Origin of the sequence: Brachybacterium huguangmaarense, from assembly GCF_025725725.1 — a bacterium.
GTDB classification, from domain to species: domain Bacteria; phylum Actinomycetota; class Actinomycetes; order Actinomycetales; family Dermabacteraceae; genus Brachybacterium; species Brachybacterium huguangmaarense.
The window spans coordinates 2917415-2936047 of record NZ_CP107020.1; the positions used below are offsets into that span (position 1 = coordinate 2917415).

At 73.1% G+C, this 18633-nt stretch carries 20 protein-coding genes; 11 read left to right on the top strand and 9 right to left on the bottom strand.

The window, feature by feature from the left end; translation table 11 throughout:
* Positions 1-38: 38 nt before the first annotated feature.
* The 3 genes from BRM3_RS13415 (at position 39) to BRM3_RS13425 (ending at position 3140) form a co-directional block, all read left to right on the top strand.
* Positions 39-674: a TetR/AcrR family transcriptional regulator gene (locus tag BRM3_RS13415; protein WP_263593794.1), complete on the top strand. Its 636-nt coding sequence runs from the start codon at positions 39-41 to the stop codon at positions 672-674.
* A 77-nt stretch (positions 675-751) separates the two neighbouring features.
* On the top strand, positions 752-1264 hold the full coding sequence (locus tag BRM3_RS13420) for a MarR family winged helix-turn-helix transcriptional regulator (RefSeq protein WP_263593795.1): 513 nt from the start codon (positions 752-754) through the stop codon (positions 1262-1264).
* Positions 1265-1292: 28 nt separating this feature from the next.
* Positions 1293-3140: an ABC-F family ATP-binding cassette domain-containing protein gene (locus BRM3_RS13425; protein WP_263593796.1), complete on the top strand. Its 1848-nt coding sequence runs from the start codon at positions 1293-1295 to the stop codon at positions 3138-3140.
* Positions 3141-3354: 214 nt separating this feature from the next.
* On the opposite strand, the gene BRM3_RS13430 is transcribed toward BRM3_RS13425, so the two are convergent.
* On the bottom strand, positions 3355-4284 hold the full coding sequence (locus BRM3_RS13430; protein ID WP_263593797.1) for an NAD(P)/FAD-dependent oxidoreductase: 930 nt from the start codon (positions 4282-4284) through the stop codon (positions 3355-3357).
* A 73-nt stretch (positions 4285-4357) separates the two neighbouring features.
* On the opposite strand from BRM3_RS13430, the gene BRM3_RS13435 reads away from it, so the two are divergent.
* Complete coding sequence (locus tag BRM3_RS13435; protein ID WP_263593798.1) at positions 4358-4912, top strand: helix-turn-helix domain-containing protein; 555 nt, start codon at positions 4358-4360, stop codon at positions 4910-4912.
* Positions 4913-4934: 22 nt separating this feature from the next.
* Here BRM3_RS13435 and BRM3_RS13440 read toward each other — a convergent pair whose 3' ends face one another.
* Positions 4935-5639, bottom strand: coding sequence for a TetR/AcrR family transcriptional regulator (locus tag BRM3_RS13440; protein WP_263593799.1), 705 nt, complete (start codon positions 5637-5639; stop codon positions 4935-4937).
* Between the two features lie 152 nt (positions 5640-5791).
* On the opposite strand from BRM3_RS13440, the gene BRM3_RS13445 reads away from it, so the two are divergent.
* The 6 genes from BRM3_RS13445 (at position 5792) to BRM3_RS13470 (ending at position 9968) form a co-directional block, all read left to right on the top strand.
* Positions 5792-6370: an SAM-dependent methyltransferase gene (locus BRM3_RS13445; protein ID WP_263593800.1), complete on the top strand. Its 579-nt coding sequence runs from the start codon at positions 5792-5794 to the stop codon at positions 6368-6370.
* 33 nt (positions 6371-6403) lie between these two features.
* Positions 6404-7012 carry a helix-turn-helix domain-containing protein gene (locus BRM3_RS13450; protein WP_263593801.1) on the top strand — a complete coding sequence of 203 codons (609 nt, stop codon included), beginning with the start codon at positions 6404-6406 and terminating at the stop codon, positions 7010-7012.
* Between the two features lie 115 nt (positions 7013-7127).
* Positions 7128-7727 carry a PadR family transcriptional regulator gene (locus tag BRM3_RS13455; protein ID WP_263593802.1) on the top strand — a complete coding sequence of 200 codons (600 nt, stop codon included), beginning with the start codon at positions 7128-7130 and terminating at the stop codon, positions 7725-7727.
* A complete protein-coding gene (locus BRM3_RS13460; RefSeq protein ID WP_396126959.1) occupies positions 7724-9268 on the top strand; it encodes a DHA2 family efflux MFS transporter permease subunit in 1545 nt (514 codons plus the stop codon). The genes BRM3_RS13455 and BRM3_RS13460 overlap by 4 nt, the downstream gene beginning before the upstream one ends.
* A 62-nt stretch (positions 9269-9330) precedes the next feature.
* On the top strand, positions 9331-9675 hold the full coding sequence (locus tag BRM3_RS13465) for an ArsR/SmtB family transcription factor (RefSeq protein WP_263593804.1): 345 nt from the start codon (positions 9331-9333) through the stop codon (positions 9673-9675).
* Entirely contained in the window at positions 9672-9968 is a 297-nt protein-coding gene (locus BRM3_RS13470; protein WP_263593805.1) for a hypothetical protein, read from the top strand. The genes BRM3_RS13465 and BRM3_RS13470 overlap by 4 nt, the downstream gene beginning before the upstream one ends.
* Positions 9969-10039: 71 nt before the next feature.
* Here BRM3_RS13470 and BRM3_RS13475 read toward each other — a convergent pair whose 3' ends face one another.
* The 6 genes from BRM3_RS13475 to BRM3_RS13500 form a co-directional block, all read right to left on the bottom strand.
* Positions 10040-10765, bottom strand: coding sequence for a class I SAM-dependent methyltransferase (locus BRM3_RS13475; RefSeq protein WP_263593806.1), 726 nt, complete (start codon positions 10763-10765; stop codon positions 10040-10042).
* Positions 10766-11080: 315 nt separating this feature from the next.
* On the bottom strand, positions 11081-11929 hold the full coding sequence (locus BRM3_RS13480; protein WP_263593807.1) for a PRD domain-containing protein: 849 nt from the start codon (positions 11927-11929) through the stop codon (positions 11081-11083).
* Between the two features lie 112 nt (positions 11930-12041).
* A complete protein-coding gene (locus BRM3_RS13485) occupies positions 12042-14156 on the bottom strand; it encodes a glucose PTS transporter subunit IIA (RefSeq protein WP_263593808.1) in 2115 nt (704 codons plus the stop codon).
* A 215-nt stretch (positions 14157-14371) separates the two neighbouring features.
* The gene (locus BRM3_RS13490; RefSeq protein ID WP_263593809.1) at positions 14372-15340 is read right to left on the bottom strand and encodes a 4-(cytidine 5'-diphospho)-2-C-methyl-D-erythritol kinase; all 969 of its coding nucleotides are present in this window, start codon (positions 15338-15340) and stop codon (positions 14372-14374) included.
* On the bottom strand, positions 15337-16197 hold the full coding sequence (gene rsmA, locus BRM3_RS13495; RefSeq protein ID WP_263593810.1) for a 16S rRNA (adenine(1518)-N(6)/adenine(1519)-N(6))-dimethyltransferase RsmA: 861 nt from the start codon (positions 16195-16197) through the stop codon (positions 15337-15339). The genes BRM3_RS13490 and rsmA overlap by 4 nt, the downstream gene beginning before the upstream one ends.
* A gap of 35 nt (positions 16198-16232) precedes the next feature.
* Positions 16233-17219 (bottom strand): TatD family hydrolase, encoded by a 987-nt coding sequence (locus BRM3_RS13500; RefSeq protein ID WP_263593811.1) that lies wholly within the window; start codon positions 17217-17219, stop codon positions 16233-16235.
* A gap of 248 nt (positions 17220-17467) precedes the next feature.
* On the opposite strand from BRM3_RS13500, the gene rpmF reads away from it, so the two are divergent.
* Complete coding sequence (gene rpmF / locus BRM3_RS13505) at positions 17468-17638, top strand: 50S ribosomal protein L32 (RefSeq protein ID WP_263593812.1); 171 nt, start codon at positions 17468-17470, stop codon at positions 17636-17638.
* A gap of 85 nt (positions 17639-17723) precedes the next feature.
* On the opposite strand, the gene rsmI is transcribed toward rpmF, so the two are convergent.
* Complete coding sequence (gene rsmI / locus BRM3_RS13510) at positions 17724-18593, bottom strand: 16S rRNA (cytidine(1402)-2'-O)-methyltransferase (RefSeq protein ID WP_263593813.1); 870 nt, start codon at positions 18591-18593, stop codon at positions 17724-17726.
* Between the last annotated feature and the right edge of the window lie 40 nt (positions 18594-18633).

Consider the following 18633-nt stretch of genomic DNA (forward strand, 5'->3'; position numbering starts at 1 on the left):
AGGAATCCTACCGGTGGACGTGTGCCAGACTCGGAGCCATGGCAGAACGGGCGGGCAGGACGCGCGCGGCGCGCATGACCGGCCGTGAGCGCCGCGAGCAACTGGTCTCCGTGGGCCGCTCCTTGTTCGCCGAGAAGGGGTTCGACGCCACGAGCGTCGAGGAGGTCGCGGCGCGCGCGAAGGTCTCCAAACCCGTCGTGTACGAGCACTTCGGCGGCAAGGAGGGGCTGTACGCCGTCGTCGTCGACCGCGAGACGGCCTGCCTGCTGGGGGCCCTCGAGACCGCGCTCGACGACCCGCGTCAGCATCCGCGGGTGCTCATGGAGCGCGCCGCGCTCGCGTTCCTCACCTACATCGACACCCATGAGGACGGCTTCCGGATCCTCGTGCGCGACTCCCCCGCCACCCACGCCTCCGGCACCTACTCGTCACTCCTGGGGGACGTCGCCGCCACGGTCGAGGGGATCCTCGCCGGCCAGCTGCGGATCCGCGGCTACAAGCCCTCGGACGCGGCGCTGTACGCGCAGATGCTCGTGGGCATGGTCGCCTACACGGGCCAGTGGTGGCTCGAGACGCGCACCCCCTCCAAGGAGCAGGTCGCGGCGCGCATGGTCAACCTCTCCTGGTTCGGCCTGGGCGCGCTCGAGCGGACACCCGAGCTGCGCGGACGCTGAGCTCCGGTTCCGGGGCGGGGCGGCGTGGGGATCGTCACGCCCGCGGCGCGCGCCCCGTCACCTCCTAGACTTGGCCCATGCCCGATGCCGCTCCCGGAACCGACGAGGTCGATCGCATCGTCGCCGGCTGGGCGGCGGCGCGGCCCGACCTCGACACCGCTCCCCTGTCGGTGCTCTCACGCGTCTCCCGCCTCGCACGCCACCTCGAGACGGCCCGCCGGGAGGCGTTCGCCTCCTCGGGCGTCGAGGGATGGGAGTTCGACGTGCTGTCGGCCCTGCGCCGCGCGGGCGACGAGCCCGTCTCGGCCGGAGCCCTCATGCACCAGACCCTCGTGACCTCGGGGACCATGACGACACGGATCGACAAGCTCGTCGCGCGGGGCCTCGTGACCCGCAGCCGCGATCCGCAGGACCGACGCGCGGTGCGGATCGCGCTCGAGCCCGCGGGCGTCACCGCGGTCGACGCCGCGATGGAGCATCTGCTGGCCTCCGAGGCGCAGCTGCTCGCGGCCCTGCCGCCCGAGACCCGCGAGGCCCTCGCCTCGACCCTGCGCGACCTCCTCGTCTCCTTCGAGCCCGCCCGGGACTGACCCGGGCTGAAAGGCACACCCCACCTCCATGGCACATCTGCTCGGCGCCCAGTCCCTCCATGTCGCCCTGCCCGACCGGGTCCTGCTGGACGCGGTGACGCTCGGCATCGACGACGGCGACCGCATCGGCGTGGTCGGACGCAACGGCGACGGCAAGTCGACGCTCCTGCGCCTGCTCGCCCAGCAGCGCGAACCGGACGCCGGGCGCGTCACCGTGCGCTCGGGCGTGCGCGTCGGCGTGCTCGACCAGCAGGACGACGCGACGCCCGGGGTGACCGTGCGCGAGCGCGTCGTGGGCGATCGGCCCGAACACGAATGGGCGTCGGACCCACGGATCCGGGACGTGCTCGCGGGGCTGCTCGACCAGATCCCCCTCGACGCCGACCTCTCCGAGCTGTCGGGCGGCCAGGTGCGGCGCGTGCATCTGGCCGAGCTGCTCGTGGGCGACTGGGACATCCTGCTGCTCGACGAGCCCACCAACCACCTCGACGTCGAGGGCATCGCCTGGCTCGCCCAGCACCTGACGTCGCGATGGAACGCGCGCACGGGCGGGCTCGTGGTCATCACCCACGACCGCTGGTTCCTCGACGCGGTGTGCACCCGCATGTGGGAGGTCCACGACGGCGTGGTCGACCCCTTCCAGGGCGGCTATGCCGCCTACGTGCTCCAGCGCGTCGAGCGCGACCGGCAGGCGGCGGCGACCGAGGCGCGCCGCCAGAACCTCATGCGCAAGGAGCTCGCGTGGCTGCGGCGCGGCGCCCCCGCGCGCACCTCGAAGCCCAAGTTCCGGATCGACGCCGCCAACGCCCTCATCGCCGGGGAGCCGCCCGTGCGCGACACGGTCGAGCTCACCCAGCTCGCGACCTCGCGCCTGGGCCGTGACGTGATCGATCTCGAGGACGTCGCGGCCGGCTACGGCGGCGCCGACGTGCTCACGGACGTGACCGTGCACATCGGGCCCGCGGACCGCATCGGGGTGCTCGGCCCCAACGGTGCCGGGAAGTCCACCATGCTCGCCCTCGTCACCGGCGACCTGCGGCCGACCGCGGGCCGCGTGCGGCGGGGCAAGACCGTGACGGTGCGCCAGGTGTCCCAGCGTCTGAGCGGGATCGCGGAGCATCTCGACGAGCGCGTGAGCGAGGTCGTCGGGCGATATCGCACGCAGTACCGCGCCGGCAAGGACGAGGTGTCCCCGGGGCAGCTGCTCGAGCGCCTCGGCTTCACGGCCGCGCACCAGAAGGTGCAGGTGGGCCGGCTGTCGGGCGGTCAGCAGCGTCGTCTCGACCTGCTGCTCACCCTGCTCGAGGAGCCCAACGTGCTCGTGCTCGACGAGCCGACCAACGACATGGACACCGACATGCTCGCGGCCATGGAGGACCTGCTGGACACGTGGCCCGGCCCGCTCGTGGTGGTCTCCCACGACCGGTACCTGCTCGAGCGCGTGACCGACGTCCAGTACGCCGTGCTCGACCACCACGTGCGGCATCTGCCGGGCGGGATCGACGAGTACCTCGCGCTGCGCACGGCGCAGGAGCGTCGCGAGGCCACCGCGATCGGCGCGGCGGCTGCGGGTTCGGGAGGCGCGGCAACCGGGGACGCCGACGGTGCGGGCGGCGGCGCAGGGAGCGGGGCGAGCGGCGGCGCTCCGGCCCTGTCCGGGCGCGCGCTGCGCGACGCCCAGAAGGAGGCCTCGGCGCTCGAGCGGCGCATGGCCCGTCTGGAGTCCGAGATCGCCGGGGCCAAGAACGCCCTGGCCGACGTCGACCCGTCCGACTACACCGCCCTGGCCGACGCCATGCGCGCGATCAGCGCCCAGCAGGACGAGCTCGCCGAGGTCGAGGAGCGCTGGCTCGAGGTCGGCGAGCAGCTGGGCTGAGGTCCGCGCGGCCGAGATCGCCAGGTCGGCGCACTCGACGCGCGGTGCCTGTCGGTCTGGCTCTGACCCATCGAGATCGCCTTTTCGGGTGGAATTCGGCGAGAATTCCGCCCGAAAAGGTGATCTCGATGCAACGCCCGCCAGCGCCGCGCGAGGCGGCTTCGCGCGTGGCCCTCAGCCCCCCCCCCCCCCCCCCCCCCCCCCCCCCCCGGCGTCATCCGGCGTCCGCGACCGCGAGGTCTAAGTCCTCGGCGACGAGGGCGGCGTTCACGGCGCCGCCCGTGAACGCGCCGGCGCCGATCGAGATGGGCACGTTCGCGCCCGGGTTCACGACGTTGCCGATGGCCCACACGCGCGGGTGGCTCGTCGCGCCCATCGGGCTCACCTCGAGGAACGAGCCGAACGGGGTCTCGTTCCGTGCCAGGTCGAGAGGAGCCAGGAATTCGTCGTGCGGGCGCGGCGTGGCCGCCGTGAAGATGGCGTCGAGCGGGACCTCCTGGCCGCTGCCCAGCCGCACCCCGGTGATCTGCGGGGCATCGCCGAGGATCTCGGCGACCGGCTCGGTGACGAACTCGACGCCGCGCGAGCGCAGGCGGCGCGTGACGTCGGGGCCGAGCAGATCGGGGTCGGCGAGCACCGTGACCCGATCGCTCCACTGACGGATGAGCTCGGCCTGGTGCAGGCCGAGCGGCGAGTGCACGAGCACGCCGAGGCACTGGTCGCGCACCTCCCAGCCGTGGCAGTACGGGCAGTGCAGGACGGTGCTGCCCCATCGTTCGGCGAGCCCGGGGATGTCGGGGAGCTCGTCGGTCAGACCGGTCGCGACGACGAGCGCGCGGGCCGAGCGGACCGTGCCGTCGACGGCGACGACCTCGAGGACGCCCTCGTGCTCCTGGACGCGGTCGATCCTGCCCTCGACGAGCTCCACGCCGTACTCCGCGGCCTCGGCGCGCCCTCGCGCCAGCAGGTCGCGCGGAGCGACGCCCTCCTGCCCCAGCACGCCGTGCATGTGCTCGGCGAAGCGGTTGCGCGGGCTCCCCGCGTCGATCACGAGCACTCGACGCCGCGAGCGGCCCAGCATGAGGGCGGCGGACAGGCCGGCGGCGCCGCCGCCGGCCACGATGACATCCCAGTTCTTCTCCATGGCCCCAGCGTGGGGTGCACAATGAGAGAAGAGCAAACATGTTTGCGGAATCGGCAAGGAGTGCGGAGGGGCCATGCGGGACGAGCTGGAGCAGGTGGGGCCGCGGCTGCGCGCGGCACGACAGGAGCGCGGGCTGACCCTCGAGGAGCTCGCGACCGCCGCCCAGATGTCGGCGAGCACGCTGTCGCGCCTCGAGTCGGGTAAACGGCAGGCGACGCTCGAGCTGCTGCTCCCGCTCACCCGCCGCCTCGGTCTGCGCCTGGACGACCTCGTGCGCCCGGAGAGCCCGGACCCTCGCGTGCGACGCCGCGTGATCCGCCGGGAGGGGCTGGTCATCACGCCGCTCGCCCCTGAGGACGCCCCCGTCCTCACCTACCGGATCACGTATCCGCCCTCGTCCATCCTGCCCGCCCTGCGCGTGCACGACGGCTACGAGTGGCTGTACATCCTGACGGGCAGGCTGCGCCTGCGGCTCGGCGCCCAGGATCTGATCCTCACGCGCGGCGAGGCGGCCGAGTTCGACACGCGCGAGCCCCACGCGATGTCCGCCGCGGGCGGCCGTCCGGCCCAGGTGATCAGCATCTTCAACCGCGAGGGCGCCCGCATGCACACGCACACCTCGGAGTGAGCGGCCGTGCCGGGCCGGCGATCTAGGGTCCCGTTCGGCCCTCACGCTTCAGCGACACCTCGAGCCCGTCGAGCACCGTCTCGACGGCGCTGCGGTAGTACGCGTGGCGCGCACGCAGGGCCTCGCGACCGCCTTCGGCGAGCGGCCGGATGAACTCGCTGCCCAGGGACCGCACGTCCGCGGACGCCGTCGGCATCCGCGAGAACTCCTCCATCATCGTCGCGTGATCCCGCGGTCCGTCGCCCTCGTGCTGCAGACGGTCGTCGCCGATCGAGACGGTGAGCATCGCCGTGTTGAGGAGGATCGCGTACGCGAGCTCCGACCGCGCCTCGAAGCCGGCGCGACGCAGGACCGCGAGGCCGGCCTCGAGCGTCGGCAGCACCGCGGGCACCGTCGGGCCGTGCATGAGCATCCACTTCGCGACTCCCGGGTACTGCTCCATGAGGGGGCCGACGGCCAGGAGCAGCTCCCCGAACCACTCGCGCCAGTCGAGCCGGGACGACGGCAGCACGATTATGCCGAGCACGTGCTCGGCGACCCGTCGGCACAGCAGGTCCTTGCCTCCGACGTGGTGGTAGATCACCGACGGCGCGACGCCGAGCCGGCCCGCGAGGTCGCGGATCGACCAGCTGAACAGGTGCGACTCGCGCGTCAGCTCGATCGCCGCGTCGATCACCCGGTCGGGCGTGAGCCCGACGTGGAACGGTGCCGCACCTGCCTTCTCCATCCATTCCTCCTTCTCCGCCTGCGGCCTGCAGCCCCGCGGCGCACGCGGGGGGCCGTCCTGCTCCGCACCGCGATTAGAACACCGTTCATCCGAGCGCCGAGCGGTTCTGGGACGGCTTCCATGCGACGCACGCGCACCCCGAGCCGGGTCCCGTGAACCGCCATCTCGTCTCCGAGGTCGACGGGCTCGAGCCCGGCACCGCCCTGGACCTGGGGTGCGCGGACGGGGCGGACGCGATCTGGCTCGCCGCACACGGCTGGGAGGTCACCGCCGTGGACGTCGCCGCACCGGCGCTCGATCGGGCGCGCGACCATGCGGTGCGCCGCGGCCTCGCCGATCGGATCCGCTGGACACGGTGCGACCTCGCCGCCGACTTCCCCTCCGGAGCCTTCGACCTGGTCTCGGCGCAGTTCCTGCACTCTCCCGTCGCCCTGCCCGGCGAGCGCGAGCGGATCCTGCGCCGGTCCGCCCGGGCGGTCGCGCCGGGAGGCCACCTGCTCGTGGTCTCCCACTGGAGGGTGCCGCCCTGGCACCCGCCCATGCCCGACCCGGGCCATCCCGTGAACCTCACGCTCCAGAGCCCGGCCGAGAACCGCGCCGCACTCCGTCTGGCCGACGGCGACTGGGAGGTCGTGCGCGACGCGCTCGTCGGGGTCTACCTGGTCGGGCCCGACGGCCGACGCGGACGCCGCGAGGACCACGTCCTGCACGTGCGCCGGCTCGAGGGATGAGCACGCCCCGGCGTCGCGCGGGCGCTCCTGACGGTGCCGTCGCATGAGCACGCCGTCCGATCGGCCCGATCTCACGCAGGCGGTCCTGCGCGAGGTCGGGCCGCGCCTGCGGGCCGCCCGTGTGCCCGCGATCTCACGCTCGGTGCGCTCGCGCAGCGCACGGGCATCTCCGCCTCGACGCTGTCCCGGCTCGAGGGCGGCAAGCGCACCCCGAACCTCGAGCTCCTGCTGCCCGTCAGCCGAGCTCTCGGCATCGGCCTCGACGACCTGCTCATGTGGCACACGACCGATGCCCGGCCGACCGCTCGCGTGCGTCGGCTCCACGGCCTCACGGTCGAGCACCTCTCGAGCGCCTCGGCGTCGGTCCAGGTCCTGCGCATGACGCTGGCCCCGACCGAGCAGCCGATCCGGACCCGTCAGCACGAGGGCCATCAGTGGGTCCATGTGCTGCACGGGAGCGCACGCGTCGTGATCGGCGAGCGCGACCTGCATCTGGAGGCCGGGCAGTCCGCCGAGTTCGACACGCGCCTGCCGCACGGCGTGGCCGCGCGGGGCGCCGAGCCCGTCGAGATCCTGTCGATCTTCCACCGCGGCGCCGAGCGCGGCCGCCTTCCCGGCCCGGGACTGCCCGGCGGCTCCTGAGCCGGGAGCCGTCCGGGCGATCCCCGCACAGCGCCGAGCGTCACATCGCACGGGGGCTGGCAGGACGGGGACCCGTTGCTATAGTCCACATGGACTAGTAGAAACGGACCACCTCATGACCGCCCGCCTGAAGCTCACGCCGCTCGGCGTGACCGTGCTCGCCCTCCTGCGGGAGAGCGACATGCATCCCTACGAGATGCTGCGCCTCCTGCTCGAGCGCCGCCGCGACCGCGTCGTCCCCGTCACCAAGGGCACCCTGTACCACACGGTCGCGCGACTCGAGCGCCAGGAGCTCATCGCCGAGGTCGGCGTCGACCGGGAGGGCAACCGCCCCGAGCGCACCACCTACACCCTGCTCGACCGCGGGCAGGCGGCCATCGTCGAGTGGGTCCGCAGCGAGCTCCCGCGGGTCGATCCCCACGGCAGCTTCCGCCTCGCCCTCGTGGAGGCGCACAACCTCCCCCGCGCCGAGGCCCTCGCGCTGCTCGCCGCCCGCCGCGAGATGCTCGCGACCTCGCACGAGGACTACCGCTCCACCCTCGAGGACGCGCGCTCCCGCGCCGTGCCCGAGCAGTACCTCGTCGACGCCGACCGCCAGGTCGAGCTGCTCGAGGCCGAGCTGCGCTGGCTCGACCGCACTCTGGCCCGCTTCTCCGTCCCCGACCTCCCCTGGGTGGGAGACGACTCCCCCGCCCCCGACCTTCGCGCCCGATGAAAGGCAGCACCACCATGTCCCGACACTCCGCACCACGCAGCCCGTGGCCCGCCCTCTGGGCGATGGTCATCGGCTTCTTCATGATCCTGGTCGACACGACGATCGTCTCGGTCGCCAACCCCGCCATCAAGGCCGCCCTCGATCCCCACACCGACAACCTCGACAACGTCGTGTGGGTCACGAGCGCCTACCTGCTCACCTACGCCGTCCCGCTGCTCGTCACCGGTCGCCTGGGCGACCGCTTCGGCCCGCGCACCATCTACCTGACGGGCCTCGCCCTGTTCACCCTCGCCTCGCTCGGCTGCGGGCTCTCCGGCTCGCTCGGAGCGCTCATCGCGATGCGGGCCGTCCAGGGCCTCGGCGCCGCGCTCGTGACCCCGCAGACCATGGCCGTCATCACGCGCACCTTCCCTGCCGGCCAGCGCGGCGCGGCGATGGGCCTGTGGGGCGCGACCGCCGGTGTCGCGACGCTCGTGGGCCCGCTCGCCGGCGGCCTGCTCGTCGACGGGCTCGGCTGGGAGTGGATCTTCTTCATCAACGTCCCGGTCGGCGTGATCGGGTTCGTGCTCGCCTGGATCCTCGTGCCCCGCCTCGAGACCCACGAGCACCGCTTCGACCTGCTCGGCGTCGTGCTGAGCGCCGTCGCCCTGTTCCTGATCGTCTTCGGGCTGCAGGAGGGCGAGACGTACGACTGGGGGCAGATCCGGGGCCCGATCTCGGTGTGGTCACTGATCATCACCGGCGTCGTGGTGCTCGCGGTGTTCATCCTCCAGCAGACCCGCACCCGCAGCGAGCCGCTCGTGCCGCTCGCACTGTTCCGCGACCGCAACTTCTCCGTGGCCAACCTCGCCATCACGACCGTGGGCTTCACGGTGACCAGCATGACCCTGCCGCTCATGTTCTTCATCCAGCTCGCGCGCGGTCTGACCCCCACCCAGTCGGCGCTGCTGATGGTGCCGATGGCGGTCATCTCGGGTGTGCTCGCGCCGTTCGCCGGACGTCTGCTGGACCGCATCGACCCGAGGGCCCTGCTCGTGCCGGGGCTGCTGCTCGTGGCCGTCTCCCTGCTCTGGTACTCCTCGCTCATGGACACCAGCACGCCGATCTGGATGTTCCTGCTGCCCTCGGCGGTGATGGGAGTCGGCAACGCCGGCATGTGGGGTCCGCTCGCGACCACGGCGACCCGGGGGCTCTCGCCGCGCCAGGCCGGCGCCGGCTCGGGCATCTACAACACGACGCGCACGATCGGCTCGGTGCTCGGCTCCGCCGCCATCGCCGCGTTCATGCAGAACCGGCTCGAGGCGCAGCTGCCCGGCGCCGGCGGGGCGTCCGGCGACTTCTCGGTCGGCCAGCTCCCTGCCGCCGTCGTCGACCAGTTCTCGACCGCCATGGCCCAGACGCTGCTCCTGCCCACGGGCGTCATGGTGCTCGGCGTCGTCACGGTGCTGTTCCTGCGCCGCCCCGCTCTCGCCCAGCATGGACGCCCGGACGAGACGGCCGCCCCGGCGGTGCCGCAGCAGACGGCGAGCACCGGGGACTAGACCCGGGACACAAATCCTCTAGTCGTATTGCAATCCGTTTATATGTGTGGTGAGGTGAGGACATGGACCTGGAGCCGGGGCTCGCCGAGGCGGCACAGCTGTTCAAGGTGCTCGGCAGCGAGTCGAGGCTGAGACTGCTGCGCCTCGTCGGCAGCGCACCCCGCACCGTCGGGGCGCTCGCCGAGGCGGCGGAGATGTCACAGCCGCTCGTCTCCCAGCACCTGCGCACCCTGCGGCAGGCGGGCCTCGTGTCCGCGAACCGCACGGGCAAGGAGGTGACGTACCACGTGGCGGACCTCCACGTGGCCCACGTCGTCGCCGACGCCCTGGCCCATGTCCAGGAGCCGCCCGCGGATCAGCCCGCGGACGGGCAGAACACCTCACAGCACCCTCAGGAGTCATCATGACCAGCAACGACGTCCACGCCGAGCACACTGCCGCCGAGCACACCCACGGCGAGGGCTGCGGCCATGAGGCCGTGCAGCACGGCGACCATGTCGACTACGTGCACGGCACCCACCACCACGCCCTGCACGGCGACCACTACGACGAGCATGAGTCCGTCGCCGAGCACACGCCCGCCGAGCATGCCCACGGCGACGGCTGCGGGCACGAGACGGTCGAGCACGACGGCCACGTGGATTACGTGCACGACGGCCACCGGCACGCCGCGCACGGGGACCACTACGACGAGCACTGAGCGGACGAGCATCGTCCGACGGGCACGGGCGGGGAGAGGCGAGGTCTCGCCTCTCCCCGCCCGACCGCATTTCAGGGGCGGCGCAGGATCCAGTGCAGCTCGTCGCCGAGCGGTTCGAGCGTGAGGCCGACCTGTGCGGCCTCGCGCTCGACCGTGCTCGGCGCCGGATGGCGGAACAGCATCTCGTAGGTGTGCTCGGTGAGCACCCTCTCGCCCTCGAGGCTGAGAGAGGTCATGCGCCAGCGCATGAGCTCCCCGTCGAGCGGCCACGCCTCGGCGATCCCGCGATAGGTGATCTCGCCGATCTGCGCGACCGTGAACTCGTACGCCTCGACCCGACGCGGCCGCTCAGGGGCCTGCAGGTCGAGCAGGGCCGCGCCGCCGTCGGGCAGGCGCGCCGCGAGCTCGGCGAGCACGGCCGCACGCTCCCCCGGATCGAAGTGGCCGAGCACGCCCAGCAGGAGCGCTCCGCCGATGCGGGCGGGCAGCGCCGCCGAGAAGAAGTCCTCGGGCCGCACCGTGACCCGCTCGCACCAGGCGGGATGCGCGGCGAGACGGGAGAGCGCGAGGGCGCGCATCGCGAAGCTGGGCTCGATCGCGAGGACGCGGGCCGACGGCAGGCGCTCGAACAGCGCTGCGGTGAGGGTGCCGGAGCCGGCGCCGATGTCGAGGATCGGCCCTGCCTCAGGCCGCAGGAGCCCCTCCACCGCGTCGAGCGCGGCCAGCTGGGCCGGTCGCGCCGAGGCCGCGAACAGGTCGTAGGCGCCGGACGTCACGGCGTAGGCGTCGTCGGGCACGATGCGTCCTCCTCGCGAAGGCGACGGACCGCCCGTCACGCGGAGCTCATCGTATCGTAGTGATAATCGCTCTCATGACGCGGGCGGGCGGTACGGGGCGCGCGGCGGGCGGCACGGGGCGAGTGCCACCTGACGAGTCATACGAGGACGCATAGGTGCCGCACGGTGGCATCGGTGGTGCACGTCGACATCGGTGACGCAGCCACGCCGACGAGCATGGTGCCGCTGCGGCGATCGACCGTCACCGGCTCCACCTCCAGCGGGCGCGAGGAGGGCATGGACGCCAGGACGGCGCCCCGCGAGCGTGCCGCCGCCTCACCGTCCGGCGTCGGCCTCCATGGTCATGCGGGCGACGTGGAGGGCGAGGTAGGAGACCTCGTCGGCCGTGAGGGTCGCGCCCAGGCGCAGCTCGGCGATGGTCGCGAGCTGGCGGGCCGTGCGGGTCGCCTCGGGATAGTGCTCGCGGATGCTCTGGCCGATCACGGAGTCCTGCTCGTCGAGCTGGCGATGCTGGTGGACCCGCACGAACAGATAGCGCACGTGCGTGATGAACCGGCCGGCGCTCATCGAGGCCCGATCGAGATCGAGGCCGAAGCGCTCGGCGACCACGGCGAGCATCTGCTGGATGATGCCGGTCATGGTGTAGGTGAAGGCCAGGTCGCCGGTCGCGAAGCCGGCGTTGACCAGGTGCAGGGCGAGCGCGGTGGCCTCGGAGGCGTCGAGAGCGGGGTCGACGTGCTCGTTGATCGCGTCGAGCAGCCGCATCGCCTGGGCGTACTCGGTCGCGTAGAGGGTCTGCACCTCGGCCCGCAGCGGGTACTCGATGCTCAGGCCGCGCCGCGACCGCTCGAGCGCCCCCGCGACGTGGTCGGCGACCGCGATCGCGAGGGTGGGACGGTGGGACTCCCGCCCCTCAATCCCCACCTCGGCGAGCGCGATGACCACGGCACGCAGGACGTCCTGGTCGATCGCCGCGAGCAGCTCGGCCAGGTGGTCCGGGTCGCGGCCCCCGGCGGGGACGAAGACGCGCACGATCGCGTCCGGGTCGACCTCCTGGCCCGGGTGGGCGCGGAAGCCGATGCCGCGGCCGGTGAGGATGACCTCCTGACCGGCGTCGTCGCACGAGAGCACGACGTTGTTGTTGAGCACTCGCAGCACCTTCATCGCCGTGACCCCCTCTCGTCCTCTCGTGCTGCCATTGTCCCCGCGCGGCACGACGGTGCGTGTGCGACCCGGGGACCGGGCCGGCGCACGCACCGTCGGGTGATCGTCGCCGTCAGCGCCGCACGTCGATCACGGGCGCGCCCGCGGTGACGTCCTGGCCCACGCGGGGCTCGACGGCGGTGAACGCCGCGGTGTTGGTGACGGTCATGAGCGTCACGGTCGCGTAGCCGGCCGCCGCGATCGCGGAGAGGTCGACCTGGGCGAGCAGCGCGCCGCGCGTGACGTGCTGCCCCGCCGCGACGTGCACGTCGAAGCCCGCTCCCTTCATCTGCACCGTGTCGATGCCGATGTGGATGAGCACCTCGATCCCGTCGGCGGTGCGGATGCCGAAGGCGTGCCCGGTCTCGGCGACCGAGATCAGCTCGCCATCGATCGGGGCGACCACACGGCCGTCGGTGGGCTCGATCCCCACGCCCTCGCCCAGGGCGCGGGACGTGAAGACCGGGTCGTCGACCTCGTCGAGGGAGACGACGTGCCCGGTGACGGGCGCGAAGATCTCCTCTCCCGGGCCCGCCGGGGCGGGGCGCTCGGGCAGGTCCGCGGCGCGAGCCCCACGGGCCTCGCCCGCGGTGCCCGAGGACGTGGCCGCCGCGGCGCCCACGAGCACGGGCTCCTCGGCGCGCTCGGCGACGGGGGCCGCGGCCGCGTGCTCGGCGGCCTCCTCGATGTCGCGCTGGGCGTTGGCCTCGGCGCGCTCGGCCGGCGACAGGTAGTCCGAGAAGTACACGAGCACCATCGAGACCACGAAGGCGGCCGCGATCGCGATCACGTACGTCGGGATCGGGGAGAACACGGGGATCGTCAGCAGCGAGGTGAAGGCGAACGCGCGGGCGTTCACGCCGCCCAGCAGGCCGACGATCAGGCCGCCCACGAGGCAGCCGACGAGCATGCGCGGGTAGATGCGGCGGAAGCGCAGATGGATGCCGTAGAGGGACGGCTCGGAGATGCCGCCGAGCAGGCCCGCGGCGAGCGCGCCGGTGGCCGTCTGGCGCATGATCTTCTCGCGGTGACGGATCGACAGCAGCAGCACGCCCGCGGTCGCGCCGAAGCACGCGAAGTTCCACGCGCCCATGGGGCCCTGGATGAAGTCGTAGCCGAGGGTGTTGATGTTGGCGAGCATGAGCGCGTTGAGCGGCCAGTGCAGGCCCAGCGGCACGAGGAAGGGGTAGATGAGCGGGATGATGATCGCGAACACGATCGGCGCATGCGAGTTCATCCACGCCAGGCCGACGCCGAGGCCGTTGCCGAGCCAGATCCCGAGGGGGCCGATGAGGAACGCGGTCACGGGGATCATGACGAGCATCGAGAAGAACGGCACGAACACGAGCTGCACGTTCTCGGGGAAGATGCGCTGGAGGACCTTGTAGACGAGGGCCAGCACCGCGACCATGATGAGCGGCACGAACACCTGGCCGCCGTAGTCGTTGAGCTGCATGGGCAGCCCGAAGACGGTCGCGATGCACTGCTGGGTGCCCAGCGTCGCGTTGGTCGTGCACTCGACGCCGGGGATCCCGGAGTCGGGGCTGAGCATGCCGATGTAGTTGGGCGTCATCACGGCCGCCATCACGGCAGCGCCGAGCCACGGGTCGATCGCGAGCTTCTTGGCGGCGTTGTACGCGACCATGATCGGCAGGAAGTACAGCACCGAGCGCCACATGGCGTCGACGAACACCCAGGTCGCGGACTTGTCGGCGGCACGGAAGTCGACCACGCCGAACGCGTCGAGGACCGAGGCGATGGCGATGATGAGCGAGGCGCCGAGCAGCACGCCCAGGAGCGGGCGGAAGGAGTCGGACAGGTACTCGAAGAAGCTGTCGACCCAGGCGAACCTCCCGCGCCCCTTGGCGCGGATCTCGGCCTTGACGTCGGCGTCCGACTTGGCCTGGGGGGCGCCCGCCCCCGCCATCGACGGCAGGTTCATGATCGTGGAGTAGACGCCCGCGACGGCGCCGCCGATGACGACCTGGAAGCGGTCCCCGGCCTGGGGGACGGTGCCCATGACGCCCGGGAGGGCGTCGAGGGCGGCCTTGTCGACCTGGTCGCCGTCGTGCAGCTGGAAGCGCAGACGGGTCGCGCAGTGGGTGAGACTCTCGATGTTTCCGGGGCCGCCGACGCCGCGGACGATGTCCTCGGCGAGGGACTCGGGACCCGATGAGGGTGTGGTCATGATGCGTCCTCGCATCCTTCCTGGGAACGGAATTCCTGCCACGACCAGGTTCCAGGCATGAAAAAGACCTGGGTCGAGCGCGGGGCGCGGCCCAGGTCTTGCCTCCCCTCCGCGTCCTCGGGGACGTGCTCGACGGGGAGTGACAAACCTGTGAACGAGATCGTTCGCGGCGAGCGTAGCATCCCGGCCGGGAGCGACGACCGGGACCTCGGTCCCTAGGCCTCCTCGAGCACGCGCGCGCCGGGCACGGAGCCCTCGGCGACGTGGCACTCCACGATCATGCCGGAGCCCATGAGCACATCGCGCAGCTCATGGGCGTGCGCGAGGTCCTCGACGAGGACCGCGACGGTGGGGCCGGAGCCGGAGACGATCGCTCCGCTCGCGCCCGAGGTCTCGGCGAGCGCGATCACCGGCTCGAGCCCGGCGTGCAGGGCGAAGGCCGCCGCCTGCAGGTCGTTGTGCAGGGTCTGCCCGAGCAGGGTGATGTCGCCGCTGCGCAGGGCCTGCAGCTGCACCGGGTCGGGCTCGGGCACCGTCGGGATCTCGCGGCCGTGCTCGAGCACGAGCTCGTCGAAGCGCCCGTAGACGGCGGGGGTCGAGAGGTGGCCGCCGGGCGCGGCGAGCACCCAGGTCCAGCTGCCGCTGATGAGCACGCTCGACAGGTCGCCGCCGTTGCCGCGGCCCAGCGCGGTGTGTCCGAGCACCGCGAAGGGAACGTCCGCGCCGAGCCGGCCGCCCAGGCGTCGCAGCTCGTCGGGGGCGATCGGGAGATCCCACAGCCGGCTGAGCGCGAGGAGGGTCGCGGCCGCGTCGGCGCTGCCTCCGCCCATGCCGCCCGCGACGGGCACCTCCTTGTCGACGTGGATCGCGGCGCCGCGGTCCACCCCGTACGTCTCCTGGAGCAGGCGGGCCGCACGCAGCGCGAGGTTGGAGGCGTCGAGCGGCACCTCGCCCGTGACATGGCTCGTGAGGCTCAGGGACAGGTCGTCGGCCGGGGTCACCGTGACGGTCTCGTAGAGGCCGACGGCGTGGAAGACGGTGGCGAGCTGGTGGTAGCCACGGCCGTCGACGGCCCCCACGGCGAGCGACAGGTTGATCTTGCCGGGGGCGCGGACCACGACACGGGAGCGGGGGGCGGACCGCACGTCCTCGGCGGCGACGCCCAGGGGCTGCGCATCGGTCATCGGGCCACCTCCTCGCCGGCCCGCGCGATCGCGAGGAAGTCGGAGACGCCGAGGGTCTCGCCGCGCCGGGTGGGGTCGATGCCCGCGGCCTCGAGGACCGCGACGGCGCGCCGGCCGTCGCCCGCCCAGGCGCCGAGGGCCGCGCGGAGCATCTTGCGGCGCTGGGCGAACGCGGCGTCGACGACGGCGAAGGTCGCGGCGCGCTCCGCCTCGGTGCCCAGAGGCTCCGCGCGGCGGCGCACCTCCACGAGCGCGGAGTCGACGTTGGGCACGGGCCAGAACACCTGGCGCGAGATCGTGCCGGCCCGTTCGGCGGTGCCGTACCACGCGGTCTTCGCGCTCGGGGCGCCGTAGGTGCGGCTGCCCGGGCCGGCCACGAGGCGGTCCACGACCTCGGACTGGACCATGACGAACGCGCTCCGCAGCTCGTCGAAGCGGCCGAGCAGCGTCAGCAGGATCGGGGTCGCCACGTTGTAGGGCAGGTTCGCCACGAGCCGGGTGGGGGTGCGGCCGCCCGGCAGGGGCGGCAGGGCCGTCACGGCGAGCGCGTCGGCGTGCACGAGAGCGAGGCGCTCCTCGTCGACGCCGCGGGCGCGCACCGTGAGCGGGAGCAGCTCGGCCAGGGCGCGGTCGAGCTCGATCGCGGCCACGTCGGCCCCGGCCTCGAGCAGTCCGAGGGTCAGGGAGCCGAGGCCCGGACCGACCTCGAGCACGGCGTCGCCCGGGCCGATCCCGGCGCGCTCGACAATCGCGCGCACGGTGTTGGGGTCCATGAGGAAGTTCTGGCCGCGCTGCTTGGAGGGGCGGATGCCGCCCGCCTCGGCGAGCTCGCGGATGTCGCGCGGGGTCAGGAGCATGCCTCCCCCGCTCCCCGCCCTGGGGCCCGGCGCGCTCACGCGGCGGGCCATCCGTAGACCTCGAGCGTGGTGGCGCGCACGGCCGCGCACGCCTCCTCGAGCCCGGACGCGGTCGACTCGGCGATCTGCGCCATCGTGAGCGGGATCAGGTAGGAGGAGTTGGGGCGCCCGCGGTACGGGCTCGGGGTGAGGAAGGGGGCGTCGGTCTCGACCATCACGCGGCCTAGCCCGACCTCCCCCAGCGCGTCGCGCAGCCCCAGCGCGTTCTTGAACGTCACGGTGCCCGCGAAGGAGAGGTAGAAGCCGCGGTCGACGCAGGCGCGCGCGAACTCGGCGTCGCCGGAGAAGCAGTGGAACACGGTGCGCTCGGGGGCGCCGTCCGCGTCGAGCACCTCGAGCACCTCGCGGTGGGCGTCGCGGTCGTGGATCTGCAGGGGCAGCCCGAGCTCCTTGGCGAGCGCGATGTGCGCGCGGAACGACGAGACCTGCGCGGCGTGAGCGGCCTCGTCCCGGCGCGAGGTGCGGAAGACGTCCAGGCCGGTCTCGCCGACGACGACCATGCCCGGCCCACGCACGAGACGGTCGATCTCCGCGATGGCCTCGTCGAGCGGGATCAGGGGGCGGCCCTCGTGGTCGTGCCCGCGGGCGTGCAGCGCGGCCTCGTTGGGATGCACGGCGACGCCGCCGCGCAGACGGTCGTCGCGTGCCACGAGCTCGGCGGTCCAGAAGGCGGCCTCGCGATTCGAGCCGATCGTGATCATCGCGTCGATCCCGGCGGCCCGCGCCCGCTGCACATGGTCGTCGACGCTCAGCTCGACGTCGCCGTCGGCGAAGTCGAGATGGCAGTGGTTGTCGACGACGGGCAGCGGGAGCGCGTCGGGCACGGGGGGCCAGGAGCGGTCCCGCCGCGAGCCGGCGCGATCGACGTCGGCGCGGGCGTGCACGGGGCGGGAGGGGTCGGAGCTCGCCGGCGCATCCGGGGTCGCGGACGACGGGTCGCGGGGGGTCTCGGCGCCAGGCATGGGACCATCGTAGGAGGCGCACGACGGTGCCCCGGACACCTTCCGCGGGTCGGGACCCCGCGGCGGTGGTGGAGGTCACCCCGCCTCGGCGGGGACGTCACGGGGCCCATATGGTTCAATGGTCACTCGTTGCGCGTCGTTCCGCGCGCTGTCGTGCGCCCTCGGGTGACCGGCGGCCGCCGTCGGATCGGGCGCCGCACCCCACGTTTTCGCCGTCCGTCCCGGACAGTCATCCAAGGAGCGTCCTCATGGCAGTGCCCAAGTTCAAGATGTCCCGGGCCCGCACCCGCTCGCGTCGCGCCAACTGGAAGGCGTCGAACGCCGATCTCGTGCAGGTCACCGTCCGCGGTCGCACCGCCGCGGTGCCGCGCCGTCTCGCCAAGGCGTACCAGCGCGGTCTGCTGCAGATCGAGGACTGACCTCCTCCCCCGCATCACAGGAGCCCCCGGCCGATCGGTCGGGGGCTCCTGCGCGTCTGCACGACCGGGCGCACGCCCGGCCGCCTCAGGCCCTCCCGGTCTCCTTCGCCTCGAGGGCCAGGCGGTACAGGTCCCGCGCGGTCACGCCCTCGCGCGCCGCGGCGACGGCCTTGGCGGCGTCCTTTATGCGCTCCCCCGCCGCCACGCGCGCGAGCACCTCGCCGACCACGTCCTCGGGTCGCGCGGTGACCGTGCGCGATCCGCCGAGGACGAGCACGATCTCCCCGAGCACCTCGTGGGAGGCCGCCCACGCGGCGAGCTCGCCGAGCGGGCCCCGCAGGACCTCCTGGTGGGTCTTGGTGAGCTCGCGGGCCACGGCCGCGGGCCGGTCGGCGCCGAAGCCGTCGGCCATCGCGGCGAGCGTCGCCGCGGTGCGCCGGGGGGACTCGAAGAAGACGAGCGTGCGCTCCTCGTGGGCGAGGGCCGCGAAGAGCGCGGCGCGCCGCCCCTCGCCGCGCGGCGCGAACCCCTCGAAGGCGAAGCGGTCGGGCGGCAGTCCCGAGGCGGCGAGCGCCGTGAGCACGGCCGAGGGCCCGGGCACGACCGTCACGGGCAGGCCCGCGTCGATCGCGGCGCGCACCGCCCGGTAGCCGGGGTCGGAGACCACGGGCATGCCGGCGTCGGTCACGAGCACGACGGAGCGCCCCTCGCGCAGCGCGTCGAGCAGCCAGGTCGTGCGCTCGGCCTCGTTGTGCTCGTGGTAGGCGATCACCCGGCCGCCGATCGTGATCTCGAGGTCGTGGGCCAGGCGCGCGAGACGACGGGTGTCCTCCGCGGCGATCAGGTCCGCGCGCTCGAGCGCGCGGACGAGGCGCACCGAGGCGTCGAGCGGGTTGCCGATGGGGGTGGCCGCGAGGGTCAGCTCGCCCGGGCTCGGGAATGCGGGATCACTCACGAGGCCATCGTAGGCGGGCCGCCCGGAGCGCCCCGAGGCG